This window comes from Streptomyces sp. NPDC059373 (assembly GCF_042751495.1).
In the GTDB taxonomy this organism is placed as follows: Bacteria; Actinomycetota; Actinomycetes; order Streptomycetales; family Streptomycetaceae; genus Actinacidiphila.
Genome location: NZ_JBHYXC010000015.1, coordinates 115,368 through 136,707 on the forward strand (window position 1 = coordinate 115,368; position 21,340 = coordinate 136,707).

At 69.0% G+C, this 21,340-nt stretch carries 19 protein-coding genes; 1 reads left to right on the forward strand and 18 read right to left on the reverse strand.

The genetic code is table 11. The features are described 5' to 3' along the window. Nucleotides 1-64: 64 nt before the first annotated feature. The 16 genes from ACFXJ5_RS21425 to ACFXJ5_RS21500 form a co-directional block, all read right to left on the reverse strand. Entirely contained in the window at nt 65-586 is a 522-nt protein-coding gene (locus ACFXJ5_RS21425) for a hypothetical protein (protein WP_384633153.1), read from the reverse strand. A gap of 37 nt (nt 587-623) precedes the next feature. Beyond that, nucleotides 624-1,721 carry a peptidyl-prolyl cis-trans isomerase gene (locus ACFXJ5_RS21430; RefSeq protein WP_384633156.1) on the reverse strand — a complete coding sequence of 366 codons (1,098 nt, stop codon included), beginning with the start codon at nt 1,719-1,721 and terminating at the stop codon, nt 624-626. A gap of 5 nt (nt 1,722-1,726) precedes the next feature. Then, on the reverse strand, nt 1,727-4,066 hold the full coding sequence (locus ACFXJ5_RS21435; protein WP_384633158.1) for a hypothetical protein: 2,340 nt from the start codon (nt 4,064-4,066) through the stop codon (nt 1,727-1,729). 298 nt (nt 4,067-4,364) lie between these two features. Further along, nucleotides 4,365-5,558: a hypothetical protein gene (locus ACFXJ5_RS21440; protein WP_384633161.1), complete on the reverse strand. Its 1,194-nt coding sequence runs from the start codon at nt 5,556-5,558 to the stop codon at nt 4,365-4,367. Nucleotides 5,559-5,727: 169 nt separating this feature from the next. Next, nucleotides 5,728-7,017, reverse strand: a complete 1,290-nt coding sequence (locus ACFXJ5_RS21445) for an MlaD family protein (RefSeq protein WP_384633164.1) — start codon at nt 7,015-7,017, stop codon at nt 5,728-5,730. Continuing rightward, nucleotides 7,017-8,219, reverse strand: coding sequence for an MlaD family protein (locus ACFXJ5_RS21450; RefSeq protein WP_384633167.1), 1,203 nt, complete (start codon nt 8,217-8,219; stop codon nt 7,017-7,019). The genes ACFXJ5_RS21445 and ACFXJ5_RS21450 overlap by 1 nt, the downstream gene beginning before the upstream one ends. A 77-nt stretch (nt 8,220-8,296) precedes the next feature. Then, complete coding sequence (locus ACFXJ5_RS21455; RefSeq protein ID WP_384633169.1) at nt 8,297-9,709, reverse strand: MlaD family protein; 1,413 nt, start codon at nt 9,707-9,709, stop codon at nt 8,297-8,299. Between the two features lie 65 nt (nt 9,710-9,774). Then, entirely contained in the window at nt 9,775-11,076 is a 1,302-nt protein-coding gene (locus ACFXJ5_RS21460; protein WP_384633172.1) for an MlaD family protein, read from the reverse strand. Beyond that, entirely contained in the window at nt 11,076-12,473 is a 1,398-nt protein-coding gene (locus ACFXJ5_RS21465; RefSeq protein WP_384633174.1) for an MlaD family protein, read from the reverse strand. Before ACFXJ5_RS21465 ends, ACFXJ5_RS21460 begins: the two co-directional genes overlap by 1 nt. Further along, nucleotides 12,470-13,714 (reverse strand): MlaD family protein, encoded by a 1,245-nt coding sequence (locus tag ACFXJ5_RS21470; protein WP_384633177.1) that lies wholly within the window; start codon nt 13,712-13,714, stop codon nt 12,470-12,472. The genes ACFXJ5_RS21465 and ACFXJ5_RS21470 overlap by 4 nt, the downstream gene beginning before the upstream one ends. A gap of 1 nt (nt 13,715) precedes the next feature. Next, complete coding sequence (locus tag ACFXJ5_RS21475; RefSeq protein WP_384633180.1) at nt 13,716-14,462, reverse strand: ABC transporter ATP-binding protein; 747 nt, start codon at nt 14,460-14,462, stop codon at nt 13,716-13,718. Between the two features lie 148 nt (nt 14,463-14,610). Next, the gene (locus ACFXJ5_RS21480; RefSeq protein ID WP_384633184.1) at nt 14,611-15,348 is read right to left on the reverse strand and encodes an ABC transporter permease; all 738 of its coding nucleotides are present in this window, start codon (nt 15,346-15,348) and stop codon (nt 14,611-14,613) included. A 140-nt stretch (nt 15,349-15,488) separates the two neighbouring features. Beyond that, nucleotides 15,489-16,343, reverse strand: coding sequence for an MlaE family ABC transporter permease (locus ACFXJ5_RS21485; protein ID WP_384633187.1), 855 nt, complete (start codon nt 16,341-16,343; stop codon nt 15,489-15,491). An 11-nt stretch (nt 16,344-16,354) separates the two neighbouring features. Further along, complete coding sequence (locus tag ACFXJ5_RS21490) at nt 16,355-16,783, reverse strand: SCP2 sterol-binding domain-containing protein (RefSeq protein WP_384633190.1); 429 nt, start codon at nt 16,781-16,783, stop codon at nt 16,355-16,357. Nucleotides 16,784-16,809: 26 nt separating this feature from the next. Further along, the gene (locus tag ACFXJ5_RS21495) at nt 16,810-17,013 is read right to left on the reverse strand and encodes a ferredoxin (protein WP_384633193.1); all 204 of its coding nucleotides are present in this window, start codon (nt 17,011-17,013) and stop codon (nt 16,810-16,812) included. Next, nucleotides 17,010-18,317: a cytochrome P450 gene (locus tag ACFXJ5_RS21500; RefSeq protein ID WP_384633196.1), complete on the reverse strand. Its 1,308-nt coding sequence runs from the start codon at nt 18,315-18,317 to the stop codon at nt 17,010-17,012. The genes ACFXJ5_RS21495 and ACFXJ5_RS21500 overlap by 4 nt, the downstream gene beginning before the upstream one ends. Nucleotides 18,318-19,085: 768 nt before the next feature. On the opposite strand from ACFXJ5_RS21500, the gene ACFXJ5_RS21505 reads away from it, so the two are divergent. Further along, on the forward strand, nt 19,086-19,646 hold the full coding sequence (locus ACFXJ5_RS21505) for a DUF6158 family protein (protein ID WP_384633198.1): 561 nt from the start codon (nt 19,086-19,088) through the stop codon (nt 19,644-19,646). Nucleotides 19,647-19,711: 65 nt separating this feature from the next. On the opposite strand, the gene ACFXJ5_RS21510 is transcribed toward ACFXJ5_RS21505, so the two are convergent. After that, a complete protein-coding gene (locus ACFXJ5_RS21510) occupies nt 19,712-20,935 on the reverse strand; it encodes an NAD(P)/FAD-dependent oxidoreductase (RefSeq protein WP_384633201.1) in 1,224 nt (407 codons plus the stop codon). Beyond that, a complete protein-coding gene (gene fdxA / locus ACFXJ5_RS21515; protein WP_384633204.1) occupies nt 20,932-21,297 on the reverse strand; it encodes a ferredoxin in 366 nt (121 codons plus the stop codon). The genes ACFXJ5_RS21510 and fdxA overlap by 4 nt, the downstream gene beginning before the upstream one ends. Nucleotides 21,298-21,340 lie beyond the last annotated feature (43 nt).

Below are 21,340 nucleotides of genomic sequence, written 5' to 3' on the forward strand. Positions count from 1 at the left end.
CACCGGGTGGACCGGGCTGCCGCGCCGGGCGGGAACAAGGCACCGGCCCATCGCATCCGGCCCATCAGCGCTGACGTACGGCCAGTTCCTTGACCGCTGCGCCGGCGCAGAGGGTACAGGGCGTGAAGGACTCCTCGCGTGCCTCGGCGAGCGTGAGTTCCTCGTAGTCCTTTCCGTCGAGCGACGGGCAGCCCGGTGTGTGGAAGCGCTTGCGCCCGGCCACGATGAGCACCAGGGAGTCGTCGCTCAGCGCCGGGTCCGGGTCCGGGTCCGGGCCGTCGAGGACATCCTCGTCCGCGGCCTCGACGTCGCTCTCCTCGCCCTCCTGCGCTTCGGTGTCGCTCCCCTCGGCGGCGATCGCGGCGACCTTGTCCTTGTCGTCGTCCTCCGCGTCGTCGCCTACCGCGTCGTCCGGCTCGAAGCCCTCCTCCTGGGCCCGCCTGCGGCGCAGCCACAGATCGCCTGCCATCACCAGCAGGCCCACCGCCGACGCGGCGAGCGCGACATAGACCAGAACCGTCACCCCGAGCAGCCAGCCCGATATCAGGCTCGCTCCGGCGACCACTACCAATATGAGCGTGAGCACAACTCTCCCGTCCTGTACGTCCGATGCCGGTCGCTGGTCAGCCAGCGGTGGTGGGAGCCGGCGGAGAGTCGGGGTCCGCCGGCCGGTAGTCGGCCGCGTAGACGACATGCGCGGCGATGATCTGCTTCTTCAAGAACGCGTCCCAGACCTTGAGCTGCGCGTCGTTCTCAAGCTTGGTCTTGATCACGGTCTTCAGTTGGCCGAACGACAGCGGAACGGACTTGTGGATGGCGACGACTTTGCCGACGTTCCATCCCTCGGACGTCTTGACCGGGCCGAACACCGATGTGTCGGATGCCTTGAACGCGGCCTTCGCATAGGTCGCGTCGAGTTGGGCGGCGCTCACCGCGCCCAGGGAGCCGCCGCTGTCCTTGGTGCTCGCGTCGATGGAGTACTTCTTCGCCAGCGAGGCGAAGCCGCTGCCCGTGCGGGCCTTCTTCAGCACCTGCTCGGCCTGCGCCTGGGACGAGACCACGATGTTGTCCAGGGTCCGCTGCTCGGGCGACACCATCTGGCTCTTGTGCTGATCGTAATACGCCTGTGCGGCCGCGTCCGTCGTCGCCTTGACCGAGCCCGTCGCCTTGGAGAACAGCGCGGCGCTGGACTGCTGGCGCTTGATCTCGCCGAGCACGTCGTTCTCCGACAGGCCGTGGCCGCCGAGCTCCTGGGTGAGAGTGGCCGTGTCGCCCCACGAGTTGTTCTTGATCATCTTCTGCAACTGGTCGCTCGCCTCCTTGCGCGCGATCACGATGCCCCGTGCTCGCGCGGCCGAGTCGATGACCTGACTGACCGCCAGCGACTTCGCCACATCCCGGGTGAACTTGTCCTTCGCGGAGGCGGTGGTCGGTTCCTGGAGGCCGTAGAGGAACTCCATCAGGGAGATCCGGTGCTGGAGCTGATCCTTGGTCATGGAGACGCCTTCGGCGCGGAACACGACATCGGCGGGAAGGTCGTTCCTTCCGTTCAGGAACAGGTTCGTGCCGGCGCCTCCGACGATGGCCACCAGCAGCACCGCGACGATCACCTGGGCGAACTGCCGACTGGGCAGTACCGCAGTCCTGAGGTGTGCCTTCCTGACCCGTGGGCCGCCCTGCTCGCGCCGCCCGCCACCCGGCCGCATAACACCGGGAACCATGAGTTTCACTGCATTACCTCCGCGCCAACCGCGTGTGCGGGCTCGAACTTCGGAACAGGACTCTTCGCTGGCTCCGGGAACCCTCGGACCGGAATCAGCCGTACTACCGCGGTCGCGGCCAGGTAGGAGAACAGGACCGTCGCGGTGAGCGCCACACCGAACTCACGCAGCAGCGCGATCCGCGAGGGGACGAGCGCGAGGTATCCGATCGCCGAGGTGACGCAGGCCAAGGCGACGACGAGCCGCAGCCGGGAGTCCTTCTCCTGACGGGCATCGACGAGCAGCACGGTGAACTCGCAGCCGGTCACGGTGATCAACGACCCAAGGGCCGCGGTGAGCGGGTTCAGCGACTGACCCAGCAGCCACAGCGAGGCGAGCGTCCAGCCGGTGGCGAGCGCCGCCGCCAGCATCGCACGCAACCCGTCCCGGCGCCGCCGCAGCCCGAGCACCAGGATCAGCCCGGCGGCGACGATCCCGATCGTGTTGGACAGATAACGGTCGCCCGAGACCAGCGCGTAGGCGCGGTCGGCGGCGACCGGCAGGCCCACGATGTCGACCCGGTAGCCGGTCGGCGGCGAGGGAAGCGCCGCCTTGACGGCATCCAGCAGCTTCGTCTGCGCACCCAGGTCCTGGAACCTCACCCCGAAGTCCATGGCCGCCTGCTTGCCGTCCGGGGTGAAGACCGCGCCGGTCAGATACGGCGGGAGCAGCTCGATCCCTGCGGTGACCTGCTCGGACGTGGGCGAGTTGCCGAGGAAGGAGAGCAGGTCGGGCGCGGTGAGGATCGGCTGGACCCGGTCGCCGTACTTGCCGACCACCACGTTCTCGGCCTGTTGCAGCCAGCGCAGCGCCGGGGCGCTCTGGGTGTCCGTGCCGTGCAGCACGATACTTACGTCGCCGGACGACCCGAGCACGTGCTCGGCGTACTGGGCCCGGCTCAGCTCCGGCAGGCCCCTGGCCAGGTTCTCGGGGTTGGCCTGGATGTCGAGCCTGGGCAGCACGCCCCAGCCCAGGCCCGCGACGGCGACGAGAGCCGCCATGACGACCCGGCGCCGCCCGGCCGACAGCGTACGGTCCGGCCGCCGGCCCGCGGGCCGACGTGGACCGGGCGGCGCGGCGGCGCCCGCGGTGGCCAGGCCGCCAAGCCCGAGCGTCGCGACCACGGTGAGCAGGACGCCCGTCCCCAGCGCGATGCCCAGCTCGCGGACGAACGGCAGGGGGGAGACCGCCAGCGAACCGAAGGCCGCCGCGCTCGCCAGCGACACCACGAGCACCCGGCGGCGGTCGGCGAACGACGCGAGGTACAGCGGGAACGAACTGCCGATGCCCAGCAGCAGCGGGAAGAGCGCGATCGCCCCGAACGACATCGGGATGTCGAGCCAGCCGAAGGCGGACAGCGTCAGCGCGCTGCCGACCACTGCGGCCAGCAACGGCCACAGCCGGCGCAGACGGGTGGTCATGGCCGGCGCGATCAGGAAACGCAGCAGGACCGCCAGCACTGCCAGGCCGCCCAGCACGGGCATCTCCGAGACGACTTCGCGGGTCAGCGAGGAGGTGATGGCCGGCACGCCGGTGACGGTCACCCGGCTGGTCCGCAGGCCGGAGCCCTTCACTGCGGCGTGGACCGCGGCCACCAGCCTCTCGGTCTGCGCCTCGTCGAGGTCCTCGCGCGGCCGGACGAGTTCGGTGACGCTGTTCGCGTTGGGGACGACGAACTTCCACCGCACCCGCGGCTGGCCGGTCCGGTCGTAGATGACGCTGCTGATGAAGTTCGGGTTGCCGGTGGTCGGCAGGCCGGCGGGCAGGCCCTGGACCAGCAGTGCGCCGTAGCGTTTATCGAACCGCGCCACCGCTGCGCCACCGGCGGCGGTCACCTTCTTCGCCGGCAGGTGCTTGTCGCGCGCCTGCTGCTCGGCCTGGGCCCGCAGGGAGTCCCTGGCGCCGCTGATCCTGGCGAGCATGTCCTGCGAGGAGATCGCGATCTGGTTCATCACGGTGGCCGGACCGTAGACCGTCGCCACGTCCGGCAGTTGGGACAGCGTGCCCTCCAGCTTGAGCAGCTTGGGGAACTGCTTCTGGTCCAGCAGCAGTTGCCGCGGGCTGCTGGACTCCAGCAGCACCACGACGGGGTCGCCGCCGAACGACCGGGCGTTCTGCTCGATGGCCGACACGCTCGGGTCGCCCTGCGGCAGGAAGGAGTTCAGCGTGGTCTCCACCCGCAGCCGCAGCAGTCCACCAACGGTGACCGCGGCGACGCCGAGCACGACCAGCAGGACCACGAACCGGCGCGTGGTGAGCCGCCCGAGCCGGGCCCGGCGGCGAGCGCTCTGCGCAATGCGCCTCATGATGTGTCGCGCTCCTTCGCATGTTCAGCGATCCAGGCCGCTCAGCGGATATTTCAGGTCGCGTTCGTCGTGCACGTCGTACATATGTTGGAATTCGGTCATGGAGTCCGAATGGCTTTCGAGGATTTCCCTGTAGCGAGTCATTGAATGCGCATATCAGGACCGTCCGTACGAGGTGCGTCACGCTACTCAGGGCCCTAATGACAGTCAACGCCTATGACAAACAGATGGCTTGAGATGTAGGTAATTTCGGTGGGCCGCAAGCCCGGGGCGTGTTCCGCCCCGGGCCTTCGCCGCATCAGGACGACGGCAGGAGCCCGCCGACGCCCGACAGGAGTCCGCCGACCACCTGTGTCACGGAGCCGACGGTGTTCGTCAGCGCCGGCACGGTGCCGCCGTCGGACGAATCGGGCGACGTCGGCGACGGGCTGGGCGTCGGCGACCCGGGCGACGGGCTCGGCTTCGGCGAGCCGGACTTGCCCGTGCCGCCGGTCGGCTTCGGGGTCGGCGTGGTGGTGGGTTTCGGCGATCCGGACTTCTTACCGGACGAGGCGCCCGGCTGCCCCGCACCAGGTCCGTTCGAGGTGTCGTCGGCCGCGGTCTGCGGCCCGGGCAGATCGCCGTCGGGTACCGCGGCGATCCCGCCGGAGTACACCTCCATCCACTCCAGCACCGTCAGGAGGTACTGGTCGGAGTGGTTGTAGCTCTCAATGGCGCTCTTCAGCCCGGCCGGCCTGGACAGGTCCCGACCATCCGCGCACAGGTAACGCCCCGCGGCCAGGGCCGCGTCATTGACGTTGCTCGGGTCGCCGCCGCCACCCCAGCGGGCCCAGCTCGACGGGATGAACTGCATCGGGCCGACCGCCCTGGCCCACGCACCGCTCTGCCCCCACTTGGTGCCGTAGGTGTTGGGGATGGCGGCGAAGCCGTTCTTCCCGTCGAGCCGGGGCCCCAGGATGGGCCGCAGCGTCGTGCCGGTGCTGTCGACCGCTCCTCCCTCGGCGTGGTTCGACTCGACCTTGCCGATCCCGCCGAGCAGCGTGACCGGCAGGTGGCAGCCTGGCTCGCTCTTCGCCAGCGCGGCGACCGCCCGCTGGTAGGCGGCCAGCACGGCCTGCGGGATGCCTGACCCGATGCCGGACGCCGTGGTGAACAGCACGGGAGTCGCGTCGTCGGGCCCGGAGCCGTTCTTCGGCTCCGCCATGGGCTGCTGCGGGGCCGGCGTCGGCGGCACCTGGGTGGGGAAGAGCGGCGAGCCGCCGTCCGCCTGGTTGGCGGAGCCCTTCGGGGTGCCGGGCGCGGGGTGCGCGCCCTCCGCCTGCGTGGTCAGCCCGATGGAGTGCGCCAGCCGGGGCGGAGCGCCGGCGGTCGTGACGACCAGCAGGCCCGCGATGGCCGCGTACTTGGCGTTGAGCTTGCGCGTGCGCGGAAGGGCTTCCGCGTGGGCGCCGGAAGTGCCGCCGCCGGAACTGGCCGGCCTCTTCCTGTGCACGTTCCTGCGAGTCACTTGGCATACCTCCGAGTTGACGGTCCTCGATGTCGTCCGTAAGGCGGACTGTGCGATCGGCGCTTTTCGGCAGTACGGCTCCCCGCGGCGGCTCGTCCGCGGTGCGAGTGGTGGTGATATGGCGGTTGGAAAGGCGGCACAGGGCCCCGCCTGGCTACCTCTTGGCCGGATAGATTTTGGTGAAGTCCCTGCCCTTCACGTCGTTGCTCTTCCCCGGCGCGGGATAGGGGTTGCTGTTGGTCAGCACGTCCGGGAGTTTCAGCGGGACACCCTTGACGATCTGCTGGTTGCCCAGATCGGGTTCGAGCCGGAAGTAGTGGATTCCGGCCTCGTCGGTGTACTTCAGCATCGCGCCGAAGTTGGAGAAGAACGCCCCGAGTTCCGGGCCGTACGGCTCCAGGTAACCCAGCATCGGAGTGAGGTTGCTCATCGTCGTCCGCAGCTGCGGGATGGCGCCGTCAGCGTCCTGGGAGAGCGTCGGTACCCGGCTCAAGGTGGCCGGCACCTCGGTCAGGGTGCTGGTCAGGTCCGGCAGCAGGCCCTTGAGGTCCGCTGTGGTCGAGGGCAGTTGCTGCAGCGCGGTGTTCAGCGACGGCGCCGCCGCTTTGAGGTCCTTGGCCACCGGCGCCAGAGACGCCGCGAGCGTGGTCAGCTTCCTGGTCGCGGTCTGCGTGCTGTCCAGTACGCCCGGCAGCGCTCTGACGGTCGCGCTGAGGTCTTGTTGCTGCCCGCTCGTCGCCGCGGTCAACTGCTGCGCGCTCTTGACCAGGGTGCCGATCTGCCCCTCGCGCTCGTCCAGCGCGGACAGCACCGTCGTGGTCTGCTTGGCCAGAGTCGTCAGGTCCTTGGACTGGGCCGCGATAGCGTCGATCGCGGTGAAGCCCTCGTTGCCGATGTTGCCCAGGCCGGTCATGGTCTGGTTCAGGCTGTCCTTGGTGCCCGCCGTGCCGGTGCCCAGGCTGCGCACCAGGCTGCCAAGCGAGTTCCGCGTCTTGGGGTCGAGGCCGGCCAGCACGTCGCGCAGTTGGACGGACGGCTTGACCGCGGAGTCCGGGAGTTCCGTACCGGAGGCCAGCGGGCGTCCCCCGCCGTCGCTGATGTCCACATAGGACTCCCCCGCCAGTGACTTCGCTCCGATCCTGACGCCCGCGCCCTGGTGCAGCGGGGCGACGTCGGAGTCCAGCCGCACCACGACGTGGGCCTTGCCGCCCTCGTGGGTGACCGAGTCGACCCGGCCGACGTCCACGCCGGCCGTCTCGACGTCGCCGATAGGGATCAGGTTGTCGACGTCGTCGGTGCTGAAGGAGACCGTGTAGTTGTTCGCGCCGCTGAGCGGATCCGTCACGCCGGCCTTCTGGAACAGGTAGCCGAGGTAGACCATGGACACGACGAAGAAGAGCCCGAGCACTGCGATCTTGCCGACCGTTCCTCTGACGAAGCTCATCACTTGTCTCCCGAGGTGTCGCCGGTTCCGGTGTTGCCACCGTGCGAACCGGGAATCAGTCCCGCGTCGGGCAACGGTGCGGCCACGTGGCCGCGGATGAAGCCGCCGTTGGAGTCGGACAGGCTGAACGCGCCATTGGTGTTGTAGATGAACGCCTGCAGGTCGCCCAGGTAGGCCACGACGGTCTTGGTGACGGGGCCGAGGTCCTCCGCCACCGGTTCGAGGTCACCGAGCGAGGTGTGCACGTCGTCGACCAGCGGCCTGAGGTCGTCCAGCACGGGGTCGGCCGCCGTCACCACCGGATCGGCCGACGTCACGGTCGTCCCGAGGTCGTTGAGGGTCCTCTGCACCTTCTGCAGGGTCGAGGGCAGTTGCTTCGCCGCCGCGCTCACGTTGGTCAGCGCCGGGTCGAGCTGCTTGGTGAGGCCACTGACACCGGTCATCGCGCTGTGCAACCGGTTTGTGGTCCCGGGCAGTTGCTTGAGGGTGGACTCCAGGTCGCCGTTGTTCTTCGACAGGACTGTCAGCGTGCTCTGGGTCGCGTTCATCAGACCGGTGAGCCGGGCGTCGTCGTGGCCGACCGCGGTGCTGATCTTGGACAGTGACGTCACCAGCGTGCTGATGTTCGTCCGCCGCTTCCGCAGGGCGTCCAGCACCGGCTGGACCTGCACCAGCGTGGCGTCGGTGGAGTCCAGCCCGGCCGGCAGGTTCCGCGGCGCGCTGGCCAGCGCCACGTCGGAGGTCGAGAGCAGGTCGGTCAGCGCAGCTCGGCTGCGGGTGTCGAGGTGGTCGAGCACCTCGTCGGGCTGGATGGGCCGCTGCGTCTGGCTGGCGGGGATCACTGAGTTGGAGGTGAGCGGCTTGCCCGGCGGGCCTCCGGGGTCCACCTCCGCGTACATCTCGTTGAGCGGGTTCGTCGGCCGCAGCACGATACGCGCGTTGTCGTAGATCGTGTGGCCGGTCTCCAGCGAGAAGGTCAGCCGGGCCTGGCCCTTGCCGGCGATCTTGCTCTTGGTGATCTGGCCGACCGTGACGCCCGCGATCCGCACCTTGGGCGCCTGCCCGGGGTTGACCGCGGGCGCCTCGGTGAAGTCCGCGGCGAAGGTGTAGCGGTGCGCCCACGGCGTGATGAACCGCTGGTTGGCAAGGATCACGGAGGCGCTGGCCAGCCCCAGGCAGAACAGCACGGTGATAGTGATCACGTTGCGCCCCAGACCGGGGATCGTACGCATCCGCTCCCATGTCCGGCGAAGCGAGAACTTCCTTCTCATCGTCGGCCCTACTTTCCCTTGGAGGTGGACCCGGTGGACCCGGTCGAACCGTTGGTCAGCAGGCCCAGCAGATCGTCGATCGGGCCGGTGATGACGTCGCCCTGGCCGGGCGTGGTGTCCTTCTCGTCCGTCCAGCCATTGCCGCCGGCGTCGGGCGAGGGCAGCACCTGCAGGCCGCCCTCGGGGAGCAGGCCGAGCTGCTGGAGCAGCGATGTGGTGCCGAGGTCGTTGCCGCCGGCGGTGGAGGTCCCGACACCCAGTGCCAGCCCGAGCATCCGCCCGTTCTTGTCGCCGTACTGGGACAGGTTCGCGGTGTGCGCGGCGAGGTAGCCGACCTCCTGGTAGAAGAGGTGGCCGTTGCCGCCGTCGCCCTTGTAGTAGCCGGTGCCCGTCCAGGGCGACAGCACGGTCTTCGAGATGGGGCCGTCGACCCGGTCGAGCACCGGGCCCTGCAGGTCGTTGAGGGTCGAGGTGGCCCGCGTGGAGGTCGGCACCAACCGCTGGACGATGGGAAGGGCCTTGGCCAGCAGCGGTCGCAGGTTGGCCACCAGCGGGCGGGCCTGTGCGAGCACCGGGTTCGCCGCGGTCAGCAGCGGGCCGAGCTTCCTGGCTGCGGGACGCGCCGCCTTCGCGGTGGTGGTGAGCTGTTGCAGCGAGCCGTTCAGCGAGTTCAGGCCTGTGCGGGTGGAGGACAGCGTCTGCGGCAGCGTGGTCAGGGTGTCGGTCAGCGGCCCGCGCTCGTTCGACAGCGTCGTGCTGACGTCCCGCAGCGAGTCCACGATGTCGCCGAGCTGACCGTCCTTCGCGCTCAGCACCGAGGCCACCGTGTCCAGCGACGGCACGAGTTGGTTCAGGTCCTGCGACGGGCGCGTGCCGCGCAGACTGTCGAGCACTTGCGCCGCCGGCGTCAGCGTGCCCGGCGCGTCCTGGAGGACATTGTCGAGCGCCTTGCGCGCGCCGTTGGACAGCGTCTTGTCGGTGTCCCGCAGGCTGCCCTGGATGCCGTCGCGGGCGGACTTGGGCACCGCGCCGAGCACTTGGTCCAGCTCGACCGGGATGGCGGTGCGGGTCAGCGGGATGGTGCTGCCGTCGTAGCCGTCGCTGCTGCTGCCGCCAGGTGTGAGCTGGACGTAGTAGTTGCCACCGAGCAGAGTCGTCGGACGGATGATCGCGGAGGGCCGGCTGCCCAGCTTGTCCACGGCGTCGTTGTGCACCTTCATCGACACCACCACGTGCCCCTGGACGTCCTTCTTCACGCCGATCACCGTGCCTGCTATGACGCCGGCCACCTTCACCTCGGTCTTGTACGGCTTGAGGCGGTAGTCCCGGGCGAAGTCGGCCTTCACCGTGTGGCCGGAAGACAGCGCGGTGCCGATCCGCTCCTTCTGGTAGACGGCGAGCAGCAGGACCAAGGTCAGCACCAGGAGCACCGCACCGGTGACGGCTGGCGACCGCAGTCGCCGGGGCAAGGGGCGTAGCACACTCATCAGTTACCTCCCAGCAGAAGTCCCGGAATGTCGTCCAGCGGCGAGACGGTCTTCTCGCCGTCGGCCGCTCCGGGCGCCGGATAGGCGTCCTGTCCCTGGAGCGGGTCCTTGATCACGCCGCCGGTGCCCGCCGACAGGCCCTCCACCGCCAGGCCCACCCGTGCGCCGTGCACGCCGGGGGCGACCTCGGTGGAGACCATGCTCTCGATGCGCTCGAAGAAGGTGACGACCTGCGTGGAGTACGGGGCCAGCACGCCCAGCGGGGTGGCGGCGTCCCGCAGCGCGGTGGCCAGCTCAGGTGCGAGCGGCCGGGCGTTCGACACGGTCGTGGTGAGGTCGCCGACCGCGGGCTGGGCCACCTTGGACACGCCTGGCACCTTGTTGAGCGGTGTGCGGCCCGACCTGAGTACGTAGCGCAGGTCGGGTGTGGCCTTGCCGAGCGACTTCGCGCCCGACGAGACCGACACGAGCGTGGAGTTGACGTTGTCGAGCGGGTGGTCGAGAGAGTCGAAGCTGGTGCGCGCGTCGGTGAGGGTGGCCGGCAGGTCCTGGATAGTGGTCTGCAGCGGGGCGCCCCTGTCGACGCTCAACGCCTTCGCGGTAGTGCCGAGTTGCTGCACCAGGTCGGCCAGCTGCTTCTCGTGGCCGTCCAGCGAGCCCGAGAGCCGGTCGGCCGTCTGCAGCAGTGCGGGCAGGTCGGCGTCGGGTGCGGCCAGCGCGTCGCTGGTCCTCCCGAGGTCGTCCAGCGTCGCCGGCAGGTGCTGCAACACGTCGTGCAGGTCCTGGCTGTGCCCCGCGGTGCCGTCGCCCAGCTGCCGGACGGTGCTGCTCAGCGCGTTGCGGGTCGGCGGGTCGAGCACGTCGAGCAACTGGTCGAGGTCGGCGGAGTTGACGTCCTTCTTCGCCGCGATGACCTCGTCGCCGAGCGGGCCCGCGTGCGAGCTGCCGACGTCCAGCTCCACGAACTTCTTCGCCAACGCAGACTGGTCCCAGATCGCGGCCCGCGCGTCCTTGTAGACGTGCACGTGGCCGTTCAGTTCGAGGGTGACGACACCCTGTCCTTTGGCGCTGTCGAAGCGCAGCGCCGAGACCCGGCCGACACGGGAGCCGTTCTCCCGGACGTCGTCGCCCACCTGGAGCGACGCTCCGACGTCGGTGAAGGCCGCCTCGACCTTGGTCTTCGGCGCACCGGGCAACCCGGAGCCGGCCATGATGCCGAAGGCGACGACCGCCACCACCACGAGCAACCCGCCGACCCCGATGACGAACGAGCGGGAGTCGGTCCGTGACAGGGCGGCCATCACAGACCTCCGAGGATCTGGCTCAGCAAGGAGTTCTCCTGTGTCGGGGTCAGACCGGTGGCGCTGTCGGTGCCGCCGCCGGACGACAGGATCGGCGGGAGCGGCAGGACCGGCTGGGCGGACTTGGACTTTCCCGGCGAGGGCGTCAGGGTCGGTGATGGGGTCGGGTCGGCCGTGGTCGTCGACGTGCCGCCCTGCGACGTGGTCGAGGACGCAGCGCCCAGGCCGACGCCGGGGATCTGCAGCAGCCCTTTCGGGGTGGTGACCACGAAGGCGCGGAAGTAGTTGCTCAGGCCGTCGCGGCCGTTGGTGCTCAGCGCCCAGTTCTTCATGAAGTCCATCACCGTGGCGATCCTGGGTGTCAGGGCGGTCACCAGCCGGTCGGCCGAGGCGCTGGCCGAGGTGAGCGACGGGCCGGCCGTCCGCAGTTGCCTGACCACCGGTGCGGCCTGGTCCAGCAGGGACTTCGCACGGTCCAGCACCGCGGGAAGCGAGGTCAGCGCCGGGTCCGCGCTGTCGGCGAAAGAGTCGAGTTCCGCGATGATCTGCGGCAGGTTGTCGGTCACCGGTCGTACGGACTGCAGGACCGGCGTCGCGTTGTCGGCGACTCCTGCGACCTGCGAGAGCGTGTGCTGCGCCTTCTGCAGTGTGCCGGGTAGCTGCTGCAGGGCCTGTGACATCGCGTCGTGCTGGGCGGAGACCGCCGACAGCAGTTCCTTGGCGTACTCCACGGCCTGGTCGAGGTTCTGGCCGTTCTTGCCCGCCAGCGACTTCGCCACCGGGCTGGTCCGGTCAACGAGTTGGTTCAGCACCGAGTTCTGCTGGTCCAGGATGGTCGCGAGCCGCTTGGTGTTCTGCATGGCCGGCGCCAGGGCCTTGATCGCCTGGTCGATGTTCGTGCCCTGCCCGTTGACGCCTTCGCCCAGTGTGGTCACCAAGGCGGCGAGCGCGGTGGATGTCGGGTCGTCCAGCGAGTTGAGCACCTGGTCCAGGTCCACCGAACTGCTGGTGCGCTTGACCGAGATCACCTGGGACGCCGCCATGACCGGCGAGCTGTCCGAGCCCCGGTCGAGGTCGATGAAGCGCTCGCCGAGCAGCGTCACCGGGCGGATGGTGGCACTGGCGTCCTGGTGCAGCGGGAGCACCGAGCGGTCGAGGTCCATCGTCACGGCGGCCTGCCCGTTGCGGAGTTTGACCGAGATGATCCGGCCGACGTCGATGCCGTCCATGTGCACGAGGTTGCCCGGGATCAGCGGGCTGGCGTCGGTGAACATGGCTGTCACCGCGACCTTGTCGTCACCCCCGCCGCGCGCCACCCGCAGCCCGATCACGGCGACCACGGCGAGTGCCACGACGGTGGCCGTGGTCTTGAGGATGTTCGCTCGAAGTCTGCTCATCGCGGTGTGCTCCCGTTGGCGTCGACCCAGCCCTGGCCCGTTGCCAGGCCGGGCGCGGGTGTCGAGTTCGGTCCGCCGGTCAGACCGGTGTTGATGCCCGGGTTGTCGTCGAGGACGCTGGTGGAGACCTGCACCAGCCCGTGGAAGTAGTGGCCCTGTGCGTCGAAGTTGCTGAACGCGGCGCCCCAGTTGCTCAGCCAGCCGACGATGTCCGGCGTGTACGGCCGCAGGAAGTCCACCGCGGGGTTGAGCTGCTTGGCGGCCTGGGTGACTCCGGGTAGTACCCCGTGGGTGCTGTCGAGCAGGCCGGGGGTCGACTTCAGCAGGGTGTTCGCCGACCGCAGGACCGGTGACAGCTCGGCGACGGTCGGCCGCAGGTCGGTCAGCAGCGGGCCGAGGTTCTTCGCCACCGCGGGCAGCTGCCGGGTCGCCGGCTGCAGGTCGGTCAGCAGCGGCACGCTCGCGTCGACTGCGGCGGGGACGCTGTTCATGGTGGTCTGGGCGGCGTCCAGTGTGGAGGGGAGTTGGGCCAGCGCCTTCTGGAACTGCCCCTGCTCGGTGGCCATCGACGACATCGTCGAGGTGAGCTTGCTGACCACCTGCTGCAGCTCGGTGCGCCGCTTGGCGAGCGGGTCGGTCATCTTCTGCAGGTCGGCGATAAGGTTCTTGATGGCCGGGCCGTCCTGGCCGACGGCCTGGAGCACCGCGCCCAGTTCCTGCACCGCGGGGCCGGCCGACTGGATGGTGTCCTTGAGGTTGTCCGGCTTCGCCTTCAGCGTCGTGTCCAACTGCTGCACGGTCGAGTCCAGGTGCGCGCGGGTGGCCGGGTCGAGCGCCGACAGCACCTGGTCCAGCTCGACCTGCTCGGTGCCCGCGGCCAGCAGGCTGCCCTTGGGGATGGCCGGGTTCTTGGCCGGGCCCGGCGTCAGCTCCACCACCCGCTCGCCGAGCACGCCCTGCCACTGCACCTGCGCCTTGCTGCCGGTGTGCAACGGGGCGTGGCTGCTGCTGACCGAGACCGTCACCAGCGCGCTGTCGTCCCGTGTCTCCAGCTTGCGGACCGTGCCCACCTGCACGCCGTCGATCTCGACCCGCGAGCCCGCCAGCAGGTTGGCTGCATTGGGCATGACAAGCCGGACCTCGTAGCCGGAGTCCCTGCCCGAGGCCAGCAGATACCCGCCGGCCAGTGCGACGATCGCCACGAGGGAGACGCCGACCAGCCACTTCGCCCGTCGCGCCATCTCAGTCCATCCCCAGGGGGCCGACCGAGTCACCGGCGAGGAACTGCCGTACGAACGGGTCGTCCGACGCGAACGCCTTCTCGGCCGCGCCGTAGTAGACGACCTTGCCCTGCCAGATCAGCCCTACGTAGTCGCTGACCTTCCGGGCGGTGCGGATGTCGTGCGTGACCACCACGTAGGTGCCGCGGTCCTCGGCGTGCACCTTGAGGATCACGTCGTTGAGCAGGCTGGTACGGACCGGGTCGAGGCCGGAGTCCGGCTCGTCGAAGAGCACGATCTCCGGGTTCAGCACGAGTGCGCGGGCGAATCCCGCGCGCTTCTTCATGCCGCCGGATATCTCGTTGGGCGCCTTGTTCTCGGCGGCCTCGAGACCGACCTCCTTGAGCCGCTCCTTGACGATCCGCCGGATCTCGGCCTCCGACTTGTCGGTGTGCTTCCGCAAGGGGAAGGCGACGTTGTCGTAGACACTCATCGAACCGAAGAGCGCGCCGTCCTGGAACAGCACGCCGAACCGCTTGCGCAGTTCGGCGCGCTCCCTTTCGCGCAGCGCCCAGATGTCCTTGCCGAAGATCCGCACCGAGCCGGAGTCCGGTTCCAGCAGGCCGACCATGTGCTTGAGCAGCACACTCTTCCCGGTTCCCGAGGGACCGAGGATCGTGGTGATCGCGTGGGGCTGGAAGTCCAGGCTCAGGCCTCGCATGACCTGGAACGAGCCGAACGACTTGTACAGGTTGCGGACACTGGCCACCGCGTCGGAGCCGGCCCCGGAACCCGAGTCCCCAGATGTGCCCAATACTGGCTCTCGCACCGCCGGAAGTACTTCCGTGTCAGCGTTACCACGATCTCGCGAATCCATGGGGAACTCCAATGCCGGCGCCGACGCCATTGCGCCGCTGCTAGTTTCCGATCGGTGTTTGGATGGTGGTACCGAAGAAGAGCTGGTAGAGGATGGCGGCCACGGCGCTGACGACGATCATGTTGACCATCATCGACTTCGCCGTGCTGCGGCCCACGTCGACCGGTCCGCCGGAGGCCGTGTAGCCGTAGAAGCAGCCGATGAGGACCACGAGGGTGCCCAGGAGCTGCGCCCAGATCAGTGCGTACAGCAGGTCGAGCGGGGTCTGGAACGACCAGAAGATGTTCGAGTAGCCGCCCGGCGAGGTCGTGTGCAGCATCGGCTGCACCACGGCCCAGGAGCCGACGTACTGGCAGCCCTCGCCGAACAGGAACAGGAACGGGCCGGTGATCCAGATGGCGACCAGGCGGGAGCCGGCGAGATAGGCGCGCGAGTGCACGCCCATCACCTCCAGGGCGTCGATCTCGTCGCTGATCCGCATGGAGCCGATCTCGGCGACGTATCCGCAGCCGACCTTGGCTGCGAGTATCCAGCCCCACATCGATGTGCTGTCCGCTTTGAGGTCGCCGATGGAGGTGAAGACACCGACATATCCGGAGGCGCCGACCTGGTCGAGGATGTAGTGACCCTGAAGTCCGGTCTCCGCACCGATCGCGAACATCATCATCCAGATGATCAGTCCGCTGGAGCGGATCAGGATCGCCGCCTGGCGCAGCACCTCGGAGAAGTACAGACCGGTGGTCAGCGGCACGTCGCCGATCACCCGGACGGAGAACATGGCGATCCTGCCGACCGTCTCGCATGCTGTGACCAGCGCCTTCGGCCACCGTGGCGCGGCTGTTCCGGTTTTGCGGTGTTCGCCCCGTGCCGCGGGCGACGGGACGCTTTCGGTAGCGGTGGTCATTTTTCGGTGCCCCTCTACCTCGACGTCAACAGGTTCGGATTGAGGCCCTGCGCAATGGCGTTGAAGAAGAAGTTCAGCACCCAGACCATGGCGAAGCAGGTCACGACCGCCTGGTTGACCGCTCGTCCCACGCCTTCGGGGCCGCCACCCGCGTTGAGCCCCTTGTAACTGCAGATCACTCCGATCAGCAGCCCGGCCAGGAAGGTCTTCAGTTCTGCACCCCACACGTCGGCCGCGTACAGGTTGTGGGACATGCTGTCGATGTAGGCGGCATTCGTGGTGCCCGCGAGCGTTCTGACCGCGACAAGCCCCAGCAGTACTCCGACGAAGGAGGTGAGGCAGTTCAGCAGGGCGCACATCACCGCCGTGGCGATGACCTTGGGAATGACCAGCATCCGCACCGGGTCCATGCCCAGCACCTTCAGCGCGTCGAGTTCTTCGCGGACCCGCCGGGCCCCGAGGTCGGAGGTGATCGACGTGCCGATCACGCCGGCCACCACCATGCCCACCATGAACGCGGCGATCTCGCGGATGTCGGCCATCACCCAGAAGGCGCCCATCCGGTTGGCCGCGCCGAGCAGCGTCAGCAGCCCGACCCCCATCACGCAGATGAGGAACCCGAACCCGGCCATCGACAGGGTCGCCGGCCAGAAGCACAGCCGAAGCAGGCTGTACATCTCGTCGAGAGTGTCGCCCCAGTAGCCGCGCGGATTGCGGATCGCGCTGTAGAGCACCTTCCCGAGCAGTTGGCACATGTGCCCGGCTTCGAGCACCGCGTTTCGGGCCGAGGCGGGCACGAAACCGAGTGCTCGGCCGCCGGGCCCGGGGGTTCTGCGCAGTTCGACTTCGGCGTCATCGACGGTAGTCATGGCTGCTCCCGCTAGTTGACCGCGTCGATGAGGTCGCCTCGTCCGGAGTCGCGAAGGATCTTCTCGTAGGTGGCGAACAGCGGCTTGGTGATGGGCACGACCTTCATCACCGCCGACACCTTGCCCTTGTTGCGGATCTTGCCTTTCGCCATCGCCAGCGCGACATTGACCCGGCCCAGCCAGAACTGGTGCGCGACATCGGCCTTCATCGTCAGCTCCGCGTCGATCGGCCGCGTCACCTGGGGGGTGCCGTGCTCGCCCAGTTGAACGATCCCCTCGCCGAAGTCGATGACAATGGTCGACTCCGGATCGCTCTGGTTCAGCTTGAGCACGGAACCGACGCCTCGGAGTTGAGCCCCGAGTTCGGGGTCGTCCAGGCCGACCTGGAATATCCGTCCGAGGTACCGGTAGACCTCGTCCTCGTCCTTGAACACGCCCATCTCGACGCTCCTTGTCGCTTCGGGATTCAGAGTTCGGTAACCGTGATCGCGCGTTCCGGGCAGGCGTCGACGGCGTTGCGCACCGCGTCCTCCTGTCCCGCGGGCACCGGGTCCGCCAGGACGAAGGAGAGCCCTTCGTCGTCGACGTCGAACAGCCCGGCGGCCCGGGCGACGCACCTGGCGTGGCCCTCGCACTTCTCGGCGTCGATGGCAACGCGCAGCACGCTCATTCACCGGCCCCGGCCGCTGCCGTGCCCCAGTTCTCGAACGCCACCGGCAGGCGGGTGACCCCCCAGGTGTTGCCGGTGTGCCACAGCGGCTGCTCGCCCGGCGCGACCCGGTAGCGGGGGACGCGGCGCAGGAACTCCTGCAGCAGGATCTTGATCTCGAGGCGGGCCAGGTGCGATCCGAGGCAGCGGTGAATGCCCGAGCCGAAGCCGAGGTGCCGGTTCGGCTGCCGGTCGAAGACCAGCTCGTCGGGATTGGGAAACTCCTCCGGGTCGCGGTTGGCGGACGGCCACAGCAGCAGCAGCCGGTCGCCCTCGGTGAGTTCGGTGTCGGCGAAGGTGGTCGCCGCGGTCACATTGCGGGCGACGCCCGGCTGCGGCGGGATGAACCGGACCAACTCCTCGACAGCGAGGTCGAGCTTGTCGGGGTCGTCGATGACCTGCTCCAACCGCTCGCGCACGTCGGGCTGCTCGGCGAATATCAGCAACAGCCGGCTCAGCAGGCTCGCGGTGGTGTCGAAGCCGGCCGGCACCAGCACCAGGCAGAAGCCGAAGATCTCGTCGTCGGTCAGCCGCTGGCCGTCGAGTTCGGCCTGGGCGAGATGGCTGATCAGGTCGTCGCCGAAGCCATTGGTACGGCGCTCCTCCAGCAGCTCGGCGAAGTACATGGTGCAGTTGAGGCCGGCCTCCATCGCCCGCTCGGTGTTCTCCTCGTCCGTCTTGTCCGGGTCGGGCTCCAGCAGGTAGAGGAACTCCCTCTTGAGCATCGCCCAGTCCTTCTGCGGAACTCCGAGGTACACCTCGAAGATGGCGCGCAGTGGTACTGCGATCGCGACCTCCTCGGCCAGGTCCGCCTGGGACCTGCCTTCGATCCCGTCCAGGATCGTGGAGACGATGCCGCGCAGCTTCGGCTCGTTCGCGTCGACCGAGTTGGGGCTGAACTGGGCGCCCACCAGGGTGCGGTACTTCCGATGCACCGGCGGGTCCATCTCGATCGGGATCATCGGGACCGGGTTGCCGAACGGCGGGATGGTCACCGGGAACGAGGAGAACATGTCCGGTTTGTGAGCGGCGTCGTAGACGTCCCGGTACCGGGACAGGGCGTAGAAGCCGCCGTGCGAGGAGCTGCGGGCCACCGGGCAGGATTCACGCATCTCCCGGTAGATCGCCTCATGGTTCTCCAGGCTCACCCTGCTGTGCACGCTGAACTTCTCGATCAGCGCGCGCAGCGTCGCGCTGTCCACCTCAGGGGGTGCTTGCGGTTCTTCCGCTTGTGCGTAGCCCGTCGGGCTCTGGTCGGTGCTCAACGCTATCCGTCCCTCTCGGTGGTGATCGGCGTGGTGTGAGTGCGAGCAGGAGCGGTCCCGTCCTGCGGGACACGAGTGCGGGGATCGGGGCTCTTCCACCCGGGCCGGCGTACGGATGGGGTGTCCCAGGCGCGACCGGGGGTGTGATCGTCGAAGGTCTTCGCGGGTCGAGACCTGTGTCACATTTGACGTGAGTAGGGAGCGTAGCTTCGGCTCTGTAGAACGTCAAGGCATAGCGTCATCTCGCTGACACCCCGCGTCAATACGTGTGCAACAGACCGGTGGCCGCACGATGGCGACGGGCGAAGACACCCCGGTCGAGCCGATCGTGGGCCTTGATCGTATGCACCGATCGCAATGCCTTGCGGAGCCCAAGAGACGCATCCGACCTGCTCGTTCGTTCAACAGACCCCATCAGTACTCGGCGTCGGCGGACGGCTTGACCGGGCAGGTGGACTGCACTGGCGAGGACTTGGGGCGGCCGTTGGCCAGCCGTGGCGACCCGCTCGAACACCCGATCAGCGCGGGCAAGCGAGTGGCCCGGGATCGCCGATCCCGTCTGACTTCCTTATGTTCTACACATGATGGACTCAAGTCACCCACTACGAGCCACGTTTCCCTCGAGGAGTCGAGCCCTGCCACGGCAGCCCTCCCAGAACAATGTGCTACGGACTCTTGACGCTACGCATCGCATACGTCGAATCTAATATCGGCCTCCGACGCCGGGCGCGCGGGGTGTCATCGGACCAACCCTGGAAGGGGACCCCCGTGCAGACACATGACGTCCGCGGACGGCCGGCCCGCGAGCTGAGCGACGAGGACTTGGAGCAGCAGGGCAGCCGTACGCACGCAACGCGCAACTGGGTCTTCCTGCACGGCAGCGCCGAGCAGTACGCCCTGCACACCACGCGCATGCTCGAACTGGAGTGGGAGTACCTCCGCAGGTTCCCCAAGCGGACCTGGCAGAGTTCCGGCGGGGTGCCGGCCGATGTACGGGCCACCGCCGAGGCGTGGGCCGAGACTCTTCGGGGCGTGGTCCGTCGGCTTGAGGCGCTGGTCGAACTCCCCGTTGGCACACCGGCTCCGCCGGTCGGGGACGGCCCCTGGGCTGCCTTCCTCAAGCGGGTCGCCAAGGCGCCGGGCGGCCGACTGCACAAGCTGGAGGCCCACCAGGCGGCACGCGAAGTGGGTCTGGACCGGGGCGCGGTGGCGCGGCTATACAGCGCGCAACCGCCGCTGCTCACCACCGACATGCAGTACCGCGTCATCACCGAAGCCGGCCGGTCGCTGCTCGCTGCCGCGGCCGGGCGGACCAGCGGCTCCGGGTGAGCCAACGGCGCCGCCCTGACGGCCCGATCCGGCGAGCCGACCGGGTCGGGCCATCAAGGGCGGGGTCAGCGCGGTACGGAAGCGCGGGCGGCGGACGCCCTGGCCGCGTCGAGCGCCTCCTCCCAGCCGGCCCGGCGGCCGATCAGCCCCTGGTACTTGGCGTTCTGAGCCGGTTGGTTGACAGTCAGGGCACCGGTCAGCCGGTCCCCGCTGCGGTACAGCGCGGTGAACCTGCGCTCGGTGATGTCGCCGGAGACGACCTCGACATGCTCGGCGTCGGGGACGCCGGCGAACTGGATCTTCCGGTCGTACCAGTCGGACCAGAAGTACGGCACGACCTCGCAGGTCCGTGCGCGGCCGGGGTCGACGGCATTGCGGGCCGCGTGCGCGCCCTGCTCCGCGGCAGTGCTCCAGTGCTCCAGGCGCATCGTCCGGTCGAACAGCGGGTTGTGCCAGCTGGCCACGTCGCCTGCGGCGTAGACACCGGGGAAGCCCGCGTTCAGCGTCGCGTCGCACACCACGCCGTTGTCGAGCGTCAGCGTGGAGCCGTCCAGCCAGCCGGTCTCCGGCTCCGCGCCGATGCCGACCACCACCAGGTCGGCGTCCAGGACGGTGCCGTCGGAAAGGTGGACATGCTCGACCCGGCCCGACCCGCTCAGCTCCGTCACGGCTGTCCCGCAGCGCAGTTCGACCCCGTTCGCGCCGTGGAACCGCCCGCAGGCCAGGCCCATCCGCTCGCCCACGGCACGCGCCAGCGGTGTCGGCAGCGCCTCGACGACGGTGACGGGCAGACCGCGCAGGTGCGCGGCCGACGCCACCTCCGAGCCGATGAAGCCGGCGCCGACCACCACCGTACGGGCCCCGGCGTCCAGCGCGGCGCGTACCGCGGTCGCGTCCTCCAGGGTCCGCAAGGTGTGCACGCCGGCCAGCCCTTCGGTGCCGGGCAACGCCCGGGGCGTGGCACCCGTGGCGATCACCAGCGCGTCGTAGCCGATCCATTCGTCAGTCACGGCGACACGTTGGCCCTCGATGTCCAGTGCGGTCGCGGCCCGTCCCAGCCGCAGGTCGACGTCCAGCGCCGTGAGCTTGTCCCGGCCGCGCAGGAACGGCGGCTCAGGAAGCGGGCCGGGCTTGAGGAACGCCTTGGACAGCGGCGGCCGGTTGTACGGATGGTGGCCCTCGGCGCCGACCAGCGTGACGGTACCGGTGAATCCGGCTCTGCGGGCTTCCTCCACCGCGTGCAGTCCGGCAAGCGACGCGCCGACCACCACCAGGCGCTGCGCGGTCATGTCGGCGCGCTCCCTTCGTCGCCCCCGCCGCCTTCGTGCGCGGCGACCAGTTCGGTGTCGACACCCAGCGGCCCGAGGGCGCCGGCTCCCCCGGGCGCGCCGAGCGCTTCGGCCCGGCCGGGCAGCGGCTCGGCGAAGAACCGGGCGTTGTCGGCGATGAACACCTTCTTGGCCTCGGGCACCTTGCGGTCGTGGCTGATGGCACTGACCGGGCAGACCGGTTCGCAGGCACCGCAGTCGATGCACTCGGCCGGGTTGATGTAGAGCTTGCGACTGCCACGATAGATGCAGTCGACCGGGCATTCCTCGATGCACGCGCGGTCCATGACGTCGATGCACGCGTCGGTGATCAGGTAGGGCAAGGCGGCCTCTTCTCTCCGGGCCCGGGCAAGGGGGCAATGCAGT